We start from the raw sequence: 18,347 nt of genomic DNA, 5'->3' as shown, positions 1-18,347 counted from the left end.
GAAAATTCACGCAACCCGGCATTGTAAGAGGATTCGGCAGCGCCCCGCCCGCGCCCGAAAAAAAGGGGGACTTGCCGGAGACGGCCCGCCGGGCAGTCTCCATCAAGCCCCCCAAAAGCCGGCGCCGGTCAGGGCGCCGCCACGGATGGGAATCAGAACGAACGCGACACCGAGAACACGGCGCCCAGGCGGCCCGACGGATGGCCGTACTTGGTCGGCAGCCAGTTGTCCTTGGTGGCGCCGACGGCGGCCAGGCCCAGCACCCAGCCCTTCAGGTCCTTGGTCACGCCGAGCTTGTAGTCGACGTAATGGCCGATGGAGTCGCCGTCCATGTTGACCTGGTTCTTGAGCTTCTGGTAACCCAGATGGCCCACCAGTCCCCAGCCGTCGCCCAGGTCGAAGTTGGCGGTGCCGTCCAGGTACCAGGTGCCCTTGCTGTCGGGCGTGCTGAAGAAGTCGCTGGGCGTGTAGGAATACTTGAGGGTGTAGTTGGCGTAGGTCGCGGCCAGGTACAGGTCGGTGTTGTTGTAATTGCCGCCCTTGGGCGAGCTGGAGCCGGGATAGTAGTAGTGCAGCACGCCGGCATCGAGCGTGAAGCCGCCGCCGACGTCGCCCTTCCAGCCGCCGTAGAAGTCCATTTCCAGGTTGCCGTCGGTGAAGACGAAACTGGATACGTTGGAGTTCCAGTTGCCCAGGTAGAAACCGGAGCTGTGGGTCAGATCGATGCCGAGTTGGGCCGCGGGCCGGAAATCGGTCTGCGAGTAGCCGCGGAAGCGATAGTCGCTCGCGATGGTGGCATTGCCGCTGAGCGAGAAACCGCCGCCCAGGTCGGTGGGTTCGGCCTGGGCCGTTGCGATGAAACAAGCGGCGAGCACAACGGGCAAGGCTAGCAACGTCTTCTTCATGGTGCGATGTCCTGATCGGATTTGACGAGGAGGAAGGCCGAAGGCGCATCCATCGGGCCGGTCCTGCAACGGCGGATGCCGGCTCCTTCCCCATCAAGCAAGGTCCGTGCCAGGTTTCAATTGCATCTCAACGGGCTGGCGCCGCGCTGAACGGGCATGCTGGTCGCACCAGGACGGTGCATCACGCCGCGCATGCAGGCGGCGGCGCATCAAAATGGGGCTGGCGCCCCGTGATGGCGCCGGGCACGAAAAAAACCCCGGCCCGCACAAAAGCGGGTCGGGGTCGCGCGGCGCCGCCCGCGATGGGCGGGCCGCCAGGCGGCGAATCGGGGGCCGCCCGGAGCGCCTCAGTTGGCGGCCGGAGCGGGCGGCGGCGGCACGGCGCCCGGCGCGTTGCCCGGGCCCTTGCCGTGGCGCCCTTCCATGCGCGCGTGGCGCTCCTGCATCTTGGCCTGGCGGTCCTTGAGCATCTGGGTCACCTGGGTGCGCTGGGCGTCGTTCAGGCTGTCCCACACGGCCAGCCATTGATCGCGGACCTGCTTGGCCTGCGTGCCGAACTGGTCGCGCGACTTGTCGGATTGCTCCAGCAATGCGCGCGGATCGAGCTTGCCGCTGTCCAGTTGCGCCTTGAGCAGATCGTGGCGCTGGTCACCGGAAGCGCGCATGGCTTCATGCAGGCTGCGCTGGCCGTCCTGCGCGGTCTTGACCAGGGCCTGCTGCTTGTCGTCCAGCTTGAGCTGATCGAGCTGCGCCTTGGACACGGGGCCCAGGCCCGGGATCCACAGGCCGTCGCGCATGCCCTTGTGGAAGCCGCCATCACGGGGGCCTTGATGCATCGCGGCGGGACCACCGTCGGCGGGCGCCGCCGCCATGACGGGACCGGCCAGCAAGCCGCCGGTGGCGGCGACCATGGCCAGGGCAGCCAGGTTGGAGCGGAGTGCGAATCGGGACATGTAGGTCTCCTGAAAGTGAAGAAAGCGAGGCCATTGTGCGATCCGCCCGGTTTCATCCAGGTTTCGTCCCCGCAAGCTATGTTTCAGTCGATTGCGCCTGCGCCAGGCGTGAAAACGGGGCCCGGCGGGCCCCGTCTGTCGAGCATGCCGCGCCAACCGCGCGCGCCGCTCAACTGGCGTCCCAGGCCGCCATGTACTCCTTCCAGTGCGGCGCATCGCTGGCCGTCAGCGTGTCGCGCACCAGCGCGATCTCGGCCTCGTAGGCCGTGCGGTCGAGTTCGCCGCGCAGGAAGCGGAAGCGGCAATACACCAGCCAGGTGTTGACCACGTCCGTTTCGCAATAGGCGCGGACCTCGTCGGCACGGCCCTGGCTCCAGGCCTCCCAGACCTTGCTGCCATCCATGCCGAGCTTGCCCGGAAAGCCGCACAGCTTGGCCAGTTCGTCCAGCGGCGCGTTGGCGCGGCCGTTGTACTTGGCCAGCAGGTCCATCAGGTCGGTGTGGCGCGAGTGATAACGCGAGATGTAGTTGTTGAACTTGAATTCGCGGTCTTCCTCGCCCATGTCCCAGTAGCGCGGCGCGGGCACGCCCTGGATCAGGCTGCGGTAGTGCAGCACCGGCAGGTCGAAGCCCGAGCCGTTCCAGCTAACCAGCTTGGGCGTGTAGCGCTCGATGGTCTTGAAAAAGCCGGCCAGCAGAGCGGCTTCGGGATCGTCGGGCTGGCCCAGCGTCTTGACGCGAAAGCCCTGGTCGTCGCGGAACACGCAGCCCACCACCGCCACCTTGTGCAGGTGCAGCGGCAGGAAGTCGTGGCCCACGGCCTCGCGGCGCGCGGTGAGCGCGCGCTCGACCACTTCGGCATCGGGCACGTCGGCGCTCCAGCCGTTGAGCTTGCGCAGGCCTTCCGCGTCGGGAATGGTCTCGAGGTCGAATACCAGGGTGGGCGTCATTTGGCGGGCAGGTACTGCATCGGATCCACGGGCGTGCCCTGGCGGCGGATCTCGAAGTGCAGGCGCGGCGAGGTGGTGTCGCTCTGGCCGATCTCGGCGATCTTGGCGCCGCGCTTGACGTCCTGGCCGGTCTTCACGAGCAGCGTGCGGTTGTGCGCATACGCCGTGATGAAGCCGTTCTGGTGGTTCACGATGATCAGGTTGCCCAGGCCGCGCACGCCGTTGCCGCTGTACATGACCTTGCCATCCGCGGCGGCGGTGACCGGGTCGCCCAGCGCGCCGGCGATATCGATGCCCTTGCTGTTGTTGTTGAAGCCCTGCATGATCTGCCCGCTCGCCGGCCAGGCCCAGTTGATCACGCCGGCATCGGCCGCGCGCGTGGCGGGCTTGGTCTCGGCCGGAGTCGGGGTGGGCGGAGGCAGCGACGCCGTGGCGGTGGCCGAGGTGTCGTTGGGCTGGTCCAGCGGACGCGGTTGCGGCTTGCTGCTGGCAATCGGCGCCGGTTGCGCGCCGCCGCCCGACGAACCGGACATCTTCAGCACCTGCCCGACCGAAATCTGGTTGGGATCGGTGAGGTTGTTCCAGCGCTTGATGTTCTCGACGTCGACATTGTTGGCGCGCGCGATCTTGTAGAGCGTGTCGCCCGGCTTTACGACATAACTGCCGCCCGGCTGGGCGGCGGCGGACGGCTGGCCGCCGGCCAGGTCGACGACCGGGGCGCGCGTGCCTTTGGATGCGCAGCCGGCCAGGATGGCCAGGCTGAGGACGCCAGCCACGAAAAGCGGGCGGCGCAGGCGCGTCATGGACACGCCGAGGGTCATATCGGTCAGTTGCAACTGCCCGTTGAGCATACGTTTCTCCTGTTTGCTCAAGATTGTATTCCGGCACGCAGCGGCACAAAGCGCACGGCCTCTAATTCGGTTCGTTTCCAGCTGGCCGCGCCCGTGCGTTCGATCAGCACCAGGCGCTGGTTCGAGCCCCCTTCGGGGGCGATCAGGCGTCCACCCGGCGCCAGTTGCTGGAGCAGCGCTTGCGGGATGGTCAGGCCGGCGGCAGCCACAACGATAGCATCGAACGGCGCCACGCCGGGCAGGCCCAGCATGCCGTCGCCGTAGATCAAGCGGATTCGCGTGGTCAGCCGCAAGGCGCGCAGATGCTCGCGCGCCAGCTCATAGAGACCGCGAATGCGCTCGATGGAATGGACCTCGCGCACGAACTGCGCCAGCACCGCGGCCTGGTAGCCGCAACCCGCGCCGACTTCGAGCACGCGGGTCGGCGCGCGGTCTTCGCAGACGGCCGCGATCATGCGCGCCACCACCCAGGGCTGCGAGATGGTCTGAGAATGGCCGATGGGCAGCGCCGCATCCTCGTAGGCCCGACTGGCCAGCGCCTCGTCGACGAACAAGTGGCGCGGCACCACGGCCATGGCGTTGAGCACGCGCTCATCGCTGACGCCCTGCCCGCGCAGGCGCTGCACCATGGCCTGGCGCAGGCGATCGGAATTGAGCCCCAGATTGCCGCCGGCCGTCGGCGTCGGCGCCTTGGCCTGGCTTTGCAGCGTGGCGGCCGAAACGCGGGTGTTGCTGTTGGCCGGTGTAACGCCGGGGCTGAGCCGTCCGGAGTCGTAGCGGACGGGACTGGGCCGACCGGGCACGGCCTGGGAGACGTCCGGCTGGCTTATGCGTCGGCGCATAGCGGCTCTGCCCAGGTCCGGATTTCGTCGAGCTGCCCGTGCTGGGTCAGGTCCAGCCGCAGCGGCGTAACCGACACCCTGCCCTGCGCCACCGCGTGGAAGTCGGTGCCTGGCGTGGCGTCGGCGGCCTGCCCCACCGGCCCGATCCAGTAGACCGTGTCGCCGTAGGGGGTGGTTGTGCGCACCACCGGCTGCGACGGATGGCGCTTGCCCAGGCGGGTGACCTGGAAGCCATGCATGTCGTCGAAGCGGCGGCTGGGAATGTTGACGTTCAGCAGCACCGGCGCGGCCAGTGGCTGCGCCAGGTGGCGCTCGACCACCAGGCGCGCGGCGCGGGCGGCGGAGTCGATGTGTTCCCACCCCTTTTCGGCCAGCGAGAAGGCGATGGCCGGGATGCCGAACAGGTAGCCCTCGCTGGCGGCGGCCACGGTGCCCGAATAGAGCGTGTCGTCGCCCATGTTGGCGCCGTTGTTGATGCCGGACACCACCAGGTCGGGACGCGCGTCCATCAGCCCGGTCAGGGCGACGTGGACGCAATCGGACGGCGTGCCATTGACGGCGATGAAGCCGTTGGAGGCGGTGCGCACCGACAACGGGCGGTTCAGCGTCAGGGAATTGGACGCGCCGCTGTGGTTGGTCTCGGGCGCGACGACGGTCAGATCGCCCAGGCCTTCCAGCGCCTTGACCAGCGCTTCGAGGCCAGGGGCCGAATAACCATCATCGTTCGAAACCAGAATTCGCATTGTGCATCCGAAAGAAAATAAAACGCGGGTGGACCGGCTGGATTGTACCGTCCGCGGAAGGCGCCGGCATGTCCGGCGCCAGCCGTCTCCGATCGTCCGCTCGCTAACCCGTAGGCGGGTCGGCCGGCGACCGGGGTAGAATCCGCAGCCATCGAGACAATTGCAAGATAACAACGGACTTCCTTACAACATGGCGATTACCGAACCGTCCCTGGCGTTTACCGCGGCCCTCATCCTGCTGGCCTACCTGATCGGCTCCGTGCCGTTCGCCGTGGTGGTCAGCAAACTCATGGGACTGCAGGACCCCCGCAGCTACGGCTCCAAGAACCCCGGCGCCACCAACGTGCTGCGCACCGGCAACAAGACCGCCGCCGCGCTGACGCTGCTGGGCGACGCCGCCAAGGGCTGGTTCGCCGTCTGGCTGGCGGCCAGGCTGGCCCCTGGCATCGCCCCCGGCCCCCTGGCTGCGGTGGCCGTGGCGGCCTTCCTCGGCCATCTGTATCCGATCTTCCTGGGCTTCAAGGGCGGCAAGGGCGTGGCCACCGCGCTCGGCGTGCTGGTGGCCATCCAGCCGTGGCTGGCGGTCGCCACCGCGGCCACCTGGCTGATCATCGCGGTGTTCTTCCGCTACTCGTCGCTGGCCTCGCTGGTGGCGGCGTTCTTCGCCCCGGTCTATTACGTGTTCGGCTCCGGCCTGGCGTGGTACGCCCAGCCGGCCATGGGCATCGCCCTGGCCATCATTGGCGTGCTGCTGTTCTACCGCCACCGCGCCAACATCGCGCGCCTGGTGCAAGGCACCGAAAGCCGCATCGGCGGCGGCAAGAAGAAGTGATCCGCGGGCCGGCGCGGGCGCCGCGCGCGGAATGAAAAAGGGGGCCTCGGCCCCCTTTTTCATTGCCCGTCCCGGTCAGGCGATATCGGCCAGGTCCCAGCGCGGCCGCACGGTGAAGCCGTGCGCGTCCGGGTCCAGCGTCACCAGCCCCGCCTTGACCCGCTCGGCCGCGGCGAAGGCGATCATGGCGCCGTTGTCGGTGCACAACGACAGCGGCGGAAAATAAGCCTGGGCCTTCAAGGGCTTGAGCGCGGCGGCCAGCCTGGCGCGCAGCAACTGGTTGGCCCCCACCCCGCCGGCCACCACCAGCCGGCGCAGGCCGGTCTGCTTGAGCGCGCGGATCGACTTGGCGGCCAGCACCTCGACGATCGCGGCCTGGGTCGCCGCGGCCAGGTCGGCACGGGTCTGTTCGTCCAGCCCGCCGTCCTGCTCGGCGGCCTTGACCCGGGTCAGTACGGCGGTCTTCAGGCCGCTGAAGCTGAAATCCAGGTCGCCGCTGTGCAGCATGGGACGCGGCAGGTCGAAACGCGCGGCATCGCCCTGCTCCGCCAGCCGCGCCAGCGCGGGGCCGCCCGGGTAGCCCAGCCCCATCAGCTTGGCGGACTTGTCGAAGGCTTCGCCGGCGGCGTCGTCCAGGGTTTCGCCCAGCAATTCGTAGCGCCCCACCCCGTCCACCCGCATCAATTGCGTGTGGCCGCCGGACACCAGCAGCGCCACGAACGGAAAGTCGGGCCGGGGATCGGCCAGCATCGGCGACAGCAGGTGGCCTTCCAGGTGATGAATGGCGATGGCGGGCAGATGGCGCGACCAGGCGAACGACTGCGCCACGCTGGCGCCCACCAGCAGCGCGCCGGCAAGGCCGGGGCCGGCGGTGTAGGCCACCGCGCCGATGTCCGACATTTCCAGGCCCGCCTCCTGCAGCACCTGGCGGGTCAGCGGCACCACGCGCCGGATATGGTCGCGCGAGGCGAGTTCGGGCACCACGCCCCCGTATTCCTGGTGCATGGCGATCTGGGTGTGCAGGGCGTGCGCGAGCAGGCCGCGTTCCGTACAGACGGCTGCGACGCCCGTTTCGTCGCAGGAGCTTTCAAAGCCGAGAATAATCATGGCGGCAGAGTTTACAACTGATGCGAAAATACGCCCGTTTACAAAATGACCGGGGGCGGCCAAGCCCCCTTCTCACCAACCAAGCCTGCAAGCACCCTGGGGACAAGAATGCTGGAGAAGCTATTCAACCTGCGTGAACACGGCACGACCGCGAGAACCGAGATCGTGGCCGGCCTGACGACATTTCTGACGATGTCGTACATCATCTTCGTGAACCCGGACATCCTGTCGTCCACCGGCATGGACCGCAGCGCCGTGTTCGTCGCCACCTGCCTGGCGGCCGCGCTGGGCTCGCTGGTGATGGCGCTGATCGCCAACTGGCCGATCGGCATGGCGCCGGGCATGGGGCTGAACGCCTTCTTCGCCTTCACCGTGGTCAAGACCATGGGCTACACCTGGGAGCAGGCGCTGGGCGCCGTGTTCATCTCGGGCGTGATCTTCCTGATCCTGACCATCTCGGGCATCCGGGTCTGGCTGGTCAAGGGCATCCCGCATTCGCTGCGCAGCGCCATCGCCGCCGGTATCGGCTTGTTCCTGGCCATTATCGCGCTGTCGAGCGCCGGCATCGTGGTGGCGCATCCCGCGACCAAGGTGACGCTGGGCGACCTGACCACGCCGGGGCCGCTGTTCGCCATCCTGGGCTTTTTCATCATCGCCTCGCTGGACGCGCTGCGCGTGCGCGGCGCCATCCTGATCGGCATCCTGGTGGTCACGGTGCTGTCGATGGCGCTGGGCTACAACGAATTCAAGGGCGTGTTCGCCGCGCCGCCGAGCCTGGCGCCGACGCTGTTCAAGATGGACATCCTGGGCGCGCTGCACACCGGCTTCGTGCACGTCATCCTGGTGTTCGTGCTGGTCGAGGTGTTCGACGCCACCGGCACGCTGGTGGGCGTGGCCAAGCGCGCCGGCCTGATGCCGGAGGGCCGTCCCAACCGCCTGGGCCGCGCGCTGTTCGCCGACAGCACCGCCATCGTCGCCGGCTCGATGCTGGGCACCAGCAGCACCACCGCTTATGTCGAAAGCGCCTCGGGCGTGCAGGCCGGCGGCCGCACCGGCCTGACCGCGCTGGTGGTGGCCCTGCTGTTCCTGGCCGCGCTGTTCATCTCGCCCCTGGCCGGCGCCGTGCCCGCCTACGCCACCGCGCCCGCCCTGCTCTACGTGGCCGGCCTGATGATGCGCGAACTGATCGACATCGACTGGAACGACGTCTGCGAAGCCACCCCGGCCGCGCTGACGGCGCTGGTCATGCCCTTCACCTACTCCATCGCCAACGGCATCGCCTTCGGCTTCATCAGCTACGTGGTGCTCAAGACCGCCACGGGCCGCGTGCGCGACGTGCATCCGGCCACCTGGCTGGTGGCGATCCTGTTCGTGATCCGCTACGCGTTCTTCCCGGAATAACGCCGGCAAGGCATGCATGCAAAACCGCCGCGCTTCCGGTCCGGAAGGCGGCGGTTTTTTCATTGCCGGCGCTCGTGCCAGCCATCAGGCCGTGGCTGTCCAGACCGCCAGCTCATAACCGTCCAGGTCGGTGAAGTGGAAGCGGCGGCCGCCGGGGAAATCGAAGGCCTCGCGGCTGATGCGGCCGCCCGCCGCCGTTACGCGGCGCTGCGCGTCGCCCAGGTCGTCGGCGTACAGGATCACCAGCGGCCCGCCCGGGCGCACCGGCTCGCCGGTGGTGAGGCCGCCCTTCAGCCGGCCATCGGTGAATTCCGTGTAGGTTGGCCCGTAGTCGGTGAACGACCAGCCGAAGGCCTCGCCGTAGAAGCGCTTGCTGCGCGCGATGTCCGCGACGTTGAATTCGATGTTGTCGATCTGGTGGTTGTTGCCGGTGGCGCCCATGCGTGTCTCCCGAGGATATTGAAGAAAACCGCATCATCCCCGATTCGCGGGGCCATGTCTTGGGGCGGGACTGGGGCCATGGGAACAATGCTTGCGGAGTCGAAATGACCACCATACCGGTACCACCGCCAGGGTGCCGGGCCGTGCGGCGAATCGTCGTCATTGAGCCCGGCTATCAACCCGCCGGCCCGCATGGTTGCTGGCGGGAGCGGTTGAATTCGCCGATACACTCCCCATGTATATAAGACCATGGAGCCGACCTTGTCCCACCCCCACCCGCATTCCTGTCCCCGCCGCCACCGCGAGCCCCGCGTATGAGCACCCTCGCCCGCATCCCCTTCTCGGTGCTGGACCTGGCGCCGATCGTGCAAGGCCGCGACGCCGCCGACGCCTTCCGCAACAGCGTGGCGGTGGCGCAGCATGTCGAGCGCCTGGGCTACAAGCGCTTCTGGCTGGCCGAGCACCACAACATCAACGGCGTGGCCAGCAGCGCCACGGCGGTGCTGATCGGCCACATCGCCGGGCACACCTCGACCCTGCGCGTCGGCTCGGGCGGCGTGATGCTGCCGAACCATGCGCCGCTGATCATCGCCGAGCAGTCCGGCACTCTCGAAACGCTTTACCCCGGCCGCATCGACCTGGGCCTGGGCCGCGCGCCCGGCAGCGATGGCGCCACCCAGCACGCGCTGCGCCGCGGCCCGCGCAGCGGCCTCGAATTCCCGGCGCTGGTCGAGGAGCTGCGCGGCTTTCTCGCGCCCTCGCGTCCCGGCCAGCCGGTGCGCGCGATTCCCGGCGAAGGCCTGGACATCCCCATCTGGCTGCTGGGTTCGAGCGATTTCAGCGCGCGGCTGGCGGCCGAACTGGGCCTGCCGTTCTCCTTCGCCGGCCACTTCTCGCCGGAAGGCATGGCGGCCATGCGCCTGTACCGTCACCTGTTCAAGCCGTCCGAGACCCTGTCCCGACCCTACGCCATGATCGGCGTGCCGGTCGTGGCCGCCCCCACCGATGAAGAGGCGCAGCGCCTGTCCACCACGCAGCAGCTCAAGTTCCTGTCGCTGGTGCGCGGCAACCGCCTGCAACTGCAGCCCCCGGTCGATAGCATGGACGGGCTGTGGAACGAATGGGAGCGCGAGGCGGTCAATCAAAGACTGGGCGCCGCGATCGTTGGCGGCCCCGAGACCGTCAAGCGCCGCCTGGAGGCCCTGGTGGCCGAGACGGAAGCCGACGAAGTCATGATCGTGTCGGATTTTTACGATATTGCCGACCGCCTGCGTTCCTTCGAGATCGTTGCCGCGCTCAAGCAGCGCGACGGCGTACCCACAACAACCGCGGCGTGAGGCCGGCGGCCCCGCCGCCGGCCCCACAAGCTCCGCAGACCGCGCTCGCCACAGCGCCAACCATTGCGACGCGACCGGTCCCCGCTCTACTATGGACCGGCAGGACCGGCAACCGCGTCGCCGCATCCGGTCTGGGCAGGCGTCCCCGGGCCGCTGATACCGACACTTTGCGCCGCGCCAGCGGCAAGGATCCAAAATGAGTATTGTTGAACTCACCAAAGACAGCTTCCAGGAAGCCATCACGCCGGACGGCACCTTGATCGTGGACTTCTGGGCCCCCTGGTGCGGCCCGTGCCGTGGCTTCGCGCCGGTTTTCGAGCAGGCCGCCACCGAGCATCCCGACGTCACCTTCGCCAAGGTCAACACCGACGTGGAACAGGAACTGGCCGGCGCGCTGGGCATCCGCTCGATTCCCACGCTGATGGTGTTCCGCGAGAAAGTCCTGCTGTTCTCCCAGCCCGGCGCCTTGTCCGGCGGCCAGCTCAATGAGCTGCTCGCCAAGATCAAGGAAGTCGACATGGAAAAGGTCCACCAGGAAATCGCCGCGGCCCAGGACAGCCAGGACGCGTGATGCACAAGGGCCCTTCGGGGCCCTTGTCGCATGTCACGCCAATTGTTCCCACGCCGAGCGGCCGCGCGTGATGTTGGCCGCCGTCATATCCAGGTCGGCCACGGCGCCGCGCGGCACCGTGAAGCGCAACGCCACCCCGTCCGCGCTGAAATCCTCCTGCACGATCACCGCGCCGGCCTGCGCCAGCCGCGACTTCAGCAGCGGCAGCTCGGCGAAGCCGCAGGCGCACGCCACCGTGGCCAGGTCCACGATCTCGGTGCGCGGGCCGTTGCGCAGGCAGTTGGCGGCACAGCCGCCATAGGCCCGCACGAGTCCGCCCGCGCCCAGCTTGACGCCCCCGAACCAACGCACGACCAAAACCGCCACGCGGTCCATGCCCTGCCCCTCGATCGCCTGCAGGATCGGACGCCCTGCCGTGCCGCCGGGCTCGCCGTCGTCATTGAAGCGGTATTCCTGGCCGATGCGGTAGGCCCAGCAGTTGTGGGTGGCTTCGGGCTCGCTGTGCGCCGCGAAGAACGCCATGGCCTCGTCGACGGTGGCGACGGGCGCGGCGTGCGCGACGAAGCGGCTTTTCTTGATGTCTTCCTCGTGCGAGCAGACGGCGGTCAAGGTGGTGGTCATAGCCCGGCATTGTAAGGGCGCGACCCACGCCGCGCTGGCACGGCCAGGGCGGACGGATCCGGCGCGCGGGCCTCAGCCGTGGCAGTCGGCGACTTCCTGGTCCAGGTAGACGTCGAAGGCCACGTCGCGCGCCCACTTGGCGGGCAGGGCCTTCCAGGCGCCGGCCCGCGCCCATTCGCGCATCCGCGCATCGAGCCAGGCCTGCGTGGCCGTGTCGGCCGCCGGCAGCAGCCACACGCGCTCCTGGCTGGCCCCCTCGGCGCCGAGCGTGGCCGAGAACTTCTTCCATTCGGGGAAACGCATCAGCGGCTCCCACGCCGCGTCATCGATCAGGCCGATGTCGCAACTGCCCTCGCGCACCGCCACCAGTGCGTCCGACGGCACGCGGTAGGTGCGCACCACCGCGCCCCAACTGCGGGCCAGCGCCTGCGCGCCGACGGCGGCTTCGGCCATGCAGACGCTGCGGCCGCGGGCATCGCTGCCCTGGCGCATGCGGGTATCGCTGCGGATCACGGCCTTGGGACGCGCGGCGTAACCGGTGGCCACCGCCGCCAGATCGCCGGGCAGCGCCTGGGCCGGCGACACGCGATCGGCCAGCACCACGTCGACTTCCCCCGCGGCCAGCAGCCGGGCCGCGTCGGCCGCCGCCACCTGCCGCAGGCTGAACGGCAAGCCCAGGTCCTGGGCCAGCTTCTCGGCCATGGCGACATCCAGGCCTTCGGGCGTGCGGATCTTGGCGCCGGCCGCCGGCGCGGGCGCCAGGTACGGCACGCCCACCACCAGTTCGCCACGCTGGCGCGCGGCCGCCAGGCCGTCGGGCGGCGCCGCGCCGCTGGTGGCGGACAGCAAGGCCAACAGGCAGGCCACGAAACGCAGACCGCGCCGCATCATGGGTCTCACACGTACTGGTAGCGCAGCAGCCGGTGCTTGAGGTTCTCGAGCACGAACTGGTCGATCAGCGCGGCCAGCACCGCGATGACCAGAATGTTGGTCATGACGCCGGTCATGTCGGCGATCTCGCCCGAATAGGCCAGCGAGCGGCCCAGGCCTTTGCCGAAGCCGATCAGCATCTCGGCCGATATCAGCGCGCGCCACGCGTTGCCGAACGCCAGTTGGGCGCCGGTGATCAGCTCGGGCATGACGGCCGGCAGGTAAACGCGCTTGACCAGGCCCCAGGGCGTGGCGCCCATGACGCGGGCGGCCGACACGTGCACGCGCTGTACCGACTCGGTGGCGTTCATCACGCTCAGGGCCGCCGGGAAGAACGCCGACAGCGCCACCACCACGATGATCGGCGTGCTGCCGAAACCCATCACGATCAGGAACAGCGGCACCCAGGCGATCGACGGGATCGACTGCAGGATGACGATGGCGCTGCGCAGCACTTCGCGAAAGAAGAACAGCACCGCCGCCACCAGGCCGAAACCGATGCCCGCCGCCAGCGCCAGGCCGTAGCCCGCGCCCAGCCGGCCCAGCGTGCCCATCAGGCTCTGGTGGAACGATTGCTTGCCGAGGTCTTCGAACAGGCGTTCGAGCACCGCCGGCACGCCCGGCATCAGGAAATCGGGCAAGGCGAACGCCGCCGCCTGCCACAGCGCCAGGATGAACAGGACGCCCAGCACGCCCGCCAGATGCTTGCGGGCGCCGGTCACACGGGTCGATGCGCTCAAAGCTTGCGAGCCTCTTGCCAGGACAGGTCGACGATGCTGGAGACGTCATACGGCTTGCCGTCGCGCGTCTTGAGCGAGCCCTGGGCCTGCAGGATGTCGGCGATCTCCTGCATGCGCTTGGTGTCCTTCTCGGTCAGCTTGGGCGTGAACACCTGCGTGCTGATGGCCTCGGCGATCACCGTCTCGCGCGGCAACTCGCCACGGTTCAGGGTCTTGAGCGTGGGCTCGGCGATGAAGTACGAGGCGATCAGCTTGGAGGCCTGCGCCGGCTCCTTCTGCAGCAGCGCGATGGCCTGGTTCTGCGCGTCCAGCGCCTTCCAGACGTCGTCCTTGCGCTTGGCCAGCGTCTCGCCCGAGGTGATCACCACCATGCACGGGAACGGCCAGGCCTGGCCCACTTCGTAGATCTGCTTGACCGGCGCCACCAGTTGCGCGATGCGGTCGTAGGGTTCGAACAGAAAGGCCGCGTCGACGCGCTTGCCCACCAGCGACTGCACCGCCACCGCCGGGCTCACGCCCATCACGTTGACGTCGTCCGCGCCCAGGTTGCCCTGCTTGAGCACCACGCCCTTGAGCACCACGTCGGCGGTGCTGCCTTCGGCCTGCGAGGCCAGCGTCTTGCCCTTCAGGCCGGCAATGTCCTTGATGCCCGAATCGTCGCGCACGATCAGCGAGTGGTAGCCCTGCTGCGCGCCGCCCACCACTTTCAGGTCCGCGCCCTTGGAGGCCCAGGCCACGGCGTTGGTGAAGCCCAGCACGCCGATGTCCAACTGGCCGCCGACGATGGCCTTGATCAGGTCGGTGCCCGACTTGAACTCGATCAGCTCGGAATCCAGGCCGGCCTTCTGGTAGTAGCCGCCCTCCTGCGCCACGATGGCCTGCGCGTCGTCCATCACGCGCAGGTAGCCGACGCGGAATTTCTCGGCGGCCATGGCGGGCGCCGCGGCCAGGAGCGCCGCGGCCAGCGGCAGGGACAGCCATTGCTTGAATTTCATGGGAAAGGCTCCAGGGAATCGAGGATGGCCGACGCCTGGTGGCGCCGCCCGTGAACCGGAAAATCGAAGGAGATCAGGCGGCCAACGCCAGATCGGAATGCGCCGCCGCGCCGTCGACCGCGATGCCCAGCAGGCGCAGGATCTCGCGCTTCTCGGCGGCCAGGTCGGACAGGTCGTGGCTCTTGGCGCGGTGCGCCAGGTTGAATTCGCGCAGCACGCGCGCCGGACGCGGGCTGAACACCACGATGCGGTCGGCCAGGAACAGCGCCTCATCGACGTCGTGGGTCACCAGCAGCACGGTGGGTTTTTCCTGCGCGATCAACTGGCGCAGCACGTCCTGCAGCGCCAGGCGCGTCAGCGCGTCGAGCGCGCCGAAGGGTTCGTCCATCAGCATGGTCTGCGGCTGCGCGATGAAGGCGCGGGCCAATGCCGCGCGCTGGCGCATGCCGCCGGACACCTGGTGCGGGTAATAGTGCTCGAAGCCGGCCAGGCTGACACGCGCCAGCCATTCGCGCGCCGCCTCGCGGGCGCGCTTCTTCGGGGTCTTCTGGAATTCCAGCGCCAGCGCCACGTTGTCTTCCAGCGTCAGCCACGGATACAGCGCATGTTCCTGGAACACCAGCGTGCGGCTGGGATGCGGGCCGGTCACGGCCTTGCCGTCGGCCAGCACCTGCCCTTGCGTCGGCTTCTCCAGGCCGGCGGCCAGGTGCAGCAGGGTCGACTTGCCGCAGCCGGACGGGCCGACCAGCGCGACCAGCTCGCCGGTCTTGAATTCGCTGGTGAAGCCGTCGACGACCGGCAGGTCGCCGAAGTGCTTGTGGACGTGGTCGAAAGTCAGGTTCATGGAACGAATCGTGGCGCGCGTGGGGAACGGGCCTAATCTAACAATTCGTTATATGAATCCAAACGATCAATATCGCATGTTCTTAAGACTTTTGGTTATGAACAAAGTACCTCAGGCCGCCGCCTGCGCGCGGCTGGCGTGGCGCTGCAGTCCGAATGCGATCAGGAAGCCGAGCAGCACCGCCACCGCCGCCGACAGGAAGATCGCCGGATAGCCGAAGCCGCCCGAGATATAGCCCGCCACCGGGCCGGTGGCGCCCAGCGCCAGGTCCAGGAAGGCCGAATAGGCCCCCAATGCCGCGCCGCGGCTGCCGGCCGGCACGCGCGCCACGGCCTCGACGCCGATGGCCGGGAACACCAGCGCGAAGCCGCAGCCGGTCAGGGCCGCGCCCACCAGCGCGGCGCCGGGATTGGGCGCCAGCCACAGCAGCGCCAAGCCCGCCGCTTCCACCAGGAACGACACCTGCGCCACCTTGAAGCCGCCAAAGCGCGTGATGGTGCCGGCGAACAGCAGGCGCACCCCGATGAAGGCACAGCCGAACGCGCTGAGCGCGTGCGCCGCGCCCTCCCACGAGAAGCTGGCGTAGTACAGCGCCACGAAGGCGGCCAGCGTGCCGAAGCCGACCGAGCCCAGCCCCAGCGCCATGCCGTGCGGGAACACCCGCAGCACCACGCTCTTGAAGGCCATGCGATGCCCGCCGACGATGGCCACCGCGGCCCGCGCCAGCGCCAGCCCCAGGCCGGCCAGGCCCAGCAGCAGCACCGCGCCGCCCAGCGCGCCCATGCTCCATTCGGTTTCCAGGTAGACGCCCAGCGGCGCGCCCAGCGCCAGCCCGCCGTAGGTGCAGATGCCGTTCCAGGAGATCACCCGCGCCGTGTGCAGCGGACCGACCCGGGCAATCGCCCAGGTGGCCGAGCCGGTGCCGACCCAGCTTTCGCCAAAGCCCAGCGCCAGCCGGCTGACGATGATGGCGCCCAGGCTGAGCCAGGCGCTGCGTTCAAAGGCATAGGCCAGCAGCAGGAACACGCCGCTGGCGGCGCAGGCCGCCATGCCGATGACCACGGTCTGCTTGGGCCCGACCGTGTCGGCCATGCGGCCGGCGTGCGAGCGGCTCAGCAGCGTCGCCAGGTACTGCACGCTGATGGCCAGCCCCGCCAGCACCGAGCCGTAGCCGAGCTGGCCATGCACGTAGCCAGGCAGAACCGCCAGCGGCAGGCCGATGGCGAGATAACAGATGAAGGTGAAAAAGGCGATCGCGACGATGCGCGCGGTCAAGGCGAACGTCCCGATGGGCTGGCCATCGGGCGTGGTATGCGGTGTGGGAGACATGTCGAACGGGGTGGAGCCTGGCGCAACGGGCCAGGGTTTACCCGGATGATAGCCCAGCAGGATTGCGGCAGGCTGAACGGACGCCAGCCCGCCGCATGGGCGCGGGGCTCAAGGCCCCGGGTGTCAGGCTTCGATGCCGCGCGAGGACAGGTAGTCTTCGTAGCCGCCGCGGTAGTCGACGATCTCGCCCGAGGGCAGGATTTCGATCACGCGGGTGGCCAGGCCCGACACGAATTCGCGGTCGTGCGAGACGAAGAACAGCGTGCCTTCGTACTTTTCCAGCGCGAACTGCAGCGATTCGATCGATTCCATGTCCAGGTGGTTGGTCGGCTCGTCGAGCAGCATGACGTTGTGACGACCCAGCATCAGGCGGCCGAAGGTCATGCGGTTCTTTTCGCCGCCGGACAGCACCTTGGGCGCCTTGGGCAGGTCGTCCGCCGAGAACAGCAGGCGGCCCAGCACCGAACGGATCGACTGGTCGTCGTCGCCCGGCTGGCGATGCTCGCCCATCCAGTCGAGCAGGTTGATATCGGTCTGCAGAAACTGATCCGAAACGTCCTGGGCCATGTAGCCGAGGTCCGCGTTATCCGACCACTTGACCGTGCCGGCGTCGGGCGCCAGGTCCGTGGCCAAGAGACGCAGCAAGGTGGTCTTGCCGACCCCGTTGGCGCCGATGATGGCGATCTTCTCGCCGGCGTCGACCATGGCCGAGAAGTTGCGGATCACGGGCGCGTCGTAGGACTTGGACAGATTCTCGACCGTGACCGCCAGGCGGTGCATGACCTTGTTCTGCTCGAAGCGGATGTACGGGTTCTGGCGCGACGACGGCTTGACCACGACCTGCTCGGCCTTGATGCGGTCGATCTGCTTCAGGCGCGAGGTGGCCTGGCGCGACTTGGACTTGTTGGCGGCGAAGCGGCGCACGAAGTCCTGCAGTTCGGCCACGCGTTCCTTGGCCTTGGCGTTGTTGGCCACCAGGCGCTCGCGCGCCTGCGTCGAGGCCAGCATGTAGTCGTCGTAGTTGCCCGGGTAGATGCGGATCTCGCCATAGTCCAGGTCGGCCATGTGGGTGCAGACCTGGTTCAGGAAGTGGCGGTCGTGGCTGATGATGATCATCGTGCTCTGGTAGCTGTTGAGCACGTTTTCCAGCCAGCGGATGGTGTTGATGTCCAGGTTGTTGGTCGGTTCGTCCAGCAGCAGCACGTCCGGGTTCGAGAACAGCGCCTGCGCCAGCAGCACCCGCAGCTTCCAGCCCGGCGCCACTTCGCGCATCGGCAGGTTGTGCTGGTCCACGGCGATTTCCAGGCCCAGCAGCAGCTCGCCGGCGCGGGCTTCGGCGGTGTAGCCGTCATATTCGGCGAACTTGGCTTCCAGGTCGGCCGCGCGCATGTAGTCGTCTTCCGACGCTTCCGGGTTGGCGTAGATCGCGTCGCGCTCGGACATCGCGGCCCACATCTCGGTGTGGCCCATCATCACCACGTCCAGCACGCGCAGGTCCTCGAAGGCGAACTGGTCCTGGCGCAGCTTGCCCAGGCGAACGCCCGGCTCCAGCGAGACGTTGCCGGCCGACGACTCCAGGTCGCCGCCGATGATCTTCATGAACGTCGACTTGCCGGACCCGTTGGCCCCGATCAGCCCGTAGCGGTTGCCTTCCCCGAACTTGACGCTGACGTTCTCGAAAAGGGGCTTGGGACCGAACTGGATGGTGAGATTGGCGGTGGATATCACGGTGGTGTCTTGGGGGGAATCTTGGTTTTGAGGTCGCGCAGCGGCCAAAGCGGATGCGGCGAAACCCGATAGTGTACCAAGCCCATCTATCCGGAGCTTGCCAGGCAAGCGCACGGGCGTGGCGCTCGGGCTCCCGCCGAGTGCCATTTGTTATCTTAAAGTAAAAATTTGTATTAAATGAGGTACCATTGCGCCCTCGACACGCGCGCTTCCTGCCCGCCGGGCCAT

At 68.1% G+C, this 18,347-nt stretch carries 19 protein-coding genes; 4 read left to right on the top strand and 15 right to left on the bottom strand.

The window, feature by feature from the left end:
• Positions 1-152: 152 nt before the first annotated feature.
• The 6 genes from ACUDCK_RS12590 to surE form a co-directional block, all read right to left on the bottom strand.
• Entirely contained in the window at positions 153-905 is a 753-nt protein-coding gene (locus ACUDCK_RS12590; RefSeq protein ID WP_054502674.1) for a TorF family putative porin, read from the bottom strand.
• A gap of 347 nt (positions 906-1,252) precedes the next feature.
• The gene (locus ACUDCK_RS12585) at positions 1,253-1,858 is read right to left on the bottom strand and encodes a hypothetical protein (protein WP_175167374.1); all 606 of its coding nucleotides are present in this window, start codon (positions 1,856-1,858) and stop codon (positions 1,253-1,255) included.
• Between the two features lie 169 nt (positions 1,859-2,027).
• Positions 2,028-2,807, bottom strand: a complete 780-nt coding sequence (locus ACUDCK_RS12580) for a 3'-5' exonuclease (RefSeq protein WP_445659314.1) — start codon at positions 2,805-2,807, stop codon at positions 2,028-2,030.
• Positions 2,804-3,658, bottom strand: a complete 855-nt coding sequence (locus ACUDCK_RS12575) for a peptidoglycan DD-metalloendopeptidase family protein (protein WP_054502677.1) — start codon at positions 3,656-3,658, stop codon at positions 2,804-2,806. Before ACUDCK_RS12575 ends, ACUDCK_RS12580 begins: the two co-directional genes overlap by 4 nt.
• Positions 3,659-3,675: 17 nt before the next feature.
• Positions 3,676-4,500: a protein-L-isoaspartate(D-aspartate) O-methyltransferase gene (locus ACUDCK_RS12570; protein ID WP_054502678.1), complete on the bottom strand. Its 825-nt coding sequence runs from the start codon at positions 4,498-4,500 to the stop codon at positions 3,676-3,678.
• On the bottom strand, positions 4,485-5,243 hold the full coding sequence (gene surE / locus ACUDCK_RS12565; RefSeq protein WP_054502679.1) for a 5'/3'-nucleotidase SurE: 759 nt from the start codon (positions 5,241-5,243) through the stop codon (positions 4,485-4,487). Before surE ends, ACUDCK_RS12570 begins: the two co-directional genes overlap by 16 nt.
• A 190-nt stretch (positions 5,244-5,433) precedes the next feature.
• On the opposite strand from surE, the gene plsY reads away from it, so the two are divergent.
• The gene (gene plsY / locus ACUDCK_RS12560) at positions 5,434-6,075 is read left to right on the top strand and encodes a glycerol-3-phosphate 1-O-acyltransferase PlsY (protein ID WP_054502680.1); all 642 of its coding nucleotides are present in this window, start codon (positions 5,434-5,436) and stop codon (positions 6,073-6,075) included.
• Between the two features lie 75 nt (positions 6,076-6,150).
• Here the strand turns inward: plsY and tsaD are convergent, their stop codons facing one another.
• On the bottom strand, positions 6,151-7,182 hold the full coding sequence (gene tsaD, locus ACUDCK_RS12555; protein ID WP_175167376.1) for a tRNA (adenosine(37)-N6)-threonylcarbamoyltransferase complex transferase subunit TsaD: 1,032 nt from the start codon (positions 7,180-7,182) through the stop codon (positions 6,151-6,153).
• A 108-nt stretch (positions 7,183-7,290) separates the two neighbouring features.
• Between tsaD and ACUDCK_RS12550 the strand changes: the two genes are divergently transcribed.
• Positions 7,291-8,583, top strand: a complete 1,293-nt coding sequence (locus ACUDCK_RS12550) for an NCS2 family permease (protein ID WP_049073458.1) — start codon at positions 7,291-7,293, stop codon at positions 8,581-8,583.
• Positions 8,584-8,667: 84 nt separating this feature from the next.
• Here the strand turns inward: ACUDCK_RS12550 and ACUDCK_RS12545 are convergent, their stop codons facing one another.
• Positions 8,668-9,024: a VOC family protein gene (locus ACUDCK_RS12545; RefSeq protein ID WP_049073457.1), complete on the bottom strand. Its 357-nt coding sequence runs from the start codon at positions 9,022-9,024 to the stop codon at positions 8,668-8,670.
• Positions 9,025-9,338: 314 nt separating this feature from the next.
• Here ACUDCK_RS12545 and ACUDCK_RS12540 point away from each other — a divergent pair, with 314 nt between their 5' ends.
• Together ACUDCK_RS12540 and ACUDCK_RS12535 are read left to right on the top strand one after the other, a co-directional pair.
• On the top strand, positions 9,339-10,361 hold the full coding sequence (locus ACUDCK_RS12540; RefSeq protein ID WP_445659313.1) for an LLM class flavin-dependent oxidoreductase: 1,023 nt from the start codon (positions 9,339-9,341) through the stop codon (positions 10,359-10,361).
• A gap of 196 nt (positions 10,362-10,557) precedes the next feature.
• The gene (locus ACUDCK_RS12535; protein WP_006388150.1) at positions 10,558-10,932 is read left to right on the top strand and encodes a thioredoxin family protein; all 375 of its coding nucleotides are present in this window, start codon (positions 10,558-10,560) and stop codon (positions 10,930-10,932) included.
• 33 nt (positions 10,933-10,965) lie between these two features.
• Here the strand turns inward: ACUDCK_RS12535 and ACUDCK_RS12530 are convergent, their stop codons facing one another.
• From ACUDCK_RS12530 to ACUDCK_RS12500, 7 genes are all read right to left on the bottom strand, one after another.
• Positions 10,966-11,553 (bottom strand): IMPACT family protein, encoded by a 588-nt coding sequence (locus ACUDCK_RS12530; protein ID WP_175167378.1) that lies wholly within the window; start codon positions 11,551-11,553, stop codon positions 10,966-10,968.
• A 72-nt stretch (positions 11,554-11,625) separates the two neighbouring features.
• Positions 11,626-12,444, bottom strand: a complete 819-nt coding sequence (locus tag ACUDCK_RS12525; protein ID WP_175167379.1) for a transporter substrate-binding domain-containing protein — start codon at positions 12,442-12,444, stop codon at positions 11,626-11,628.
• A 5-nt stretch (positions 12,445-12,449) separates the two neighbouring features.
• Positions 12,450-13,223: an ABC transporter permease gene (locus tag ACUDCK_RS12520; protein ID WP_049073452.1), complete on the bottom strand. Its 774-nt coding sequence runs from the start codon at positions 13,221-13,223 to the stop codon at positions 12,450-12,452.
• Entirely contained in the window at positions 13,220-14,218 is a 999-nt protein-coding gene (locus ACUDCK_RS12515) for an ABC transporter substrate-binding protein (protein WP_116793052.1), read from the bottom strand. Before ACUDCK_RS12515 ends, ACUDCK_RS12520 begins: the two co-directional genes overlap by 4 nt.
• A 73-nt stretch (positions 14,219-14,291) precedes the next feature.
• Entirely contained in the window at positions 14,292-15,062 is a 771-nt protein-coding gene (locus tag ACUDCK_RS12510) for an ABC transporter ATP-binding protein (RefSeq protein ID WP_054417510.1), read from the bottom strand.
• A gap of 111 nt (positions 15,063-15,173) precedes the next feature.
• Complete coding sequence (locus tag ACUDCK_RS12505; protein WP_116793051.1) at positions 15,174-16,391, bottom strand: MFS transporter; 1,218 nt, start codon at positions 16,389-16,391, stop codon at positions 15,174-15,176.
• Between the two features lie 123 nt (positions 16,392-16,514).
• The gene (locus ACUDCK_RS12500; protein ID WP_054502686.1) at positions 16,515-18,119 is read right to left on the bottom strand and encodes an ABC-F family ATPase; all 1,605 of its coding nucleotides are present in this window, start codon (positions 18,117-18,119) and stop codon (positions 16,515-16,517) included.
• Positions 18,120-18,347: the final 228 nt, after the last annotated feature.

This window comes from Achromobacter sp. CF-sbj1-Ac2-l (assembly GCF_052698165.1).
This window is presented reverse-complemented; position numbering and strand designations above follow the sequence as displayed.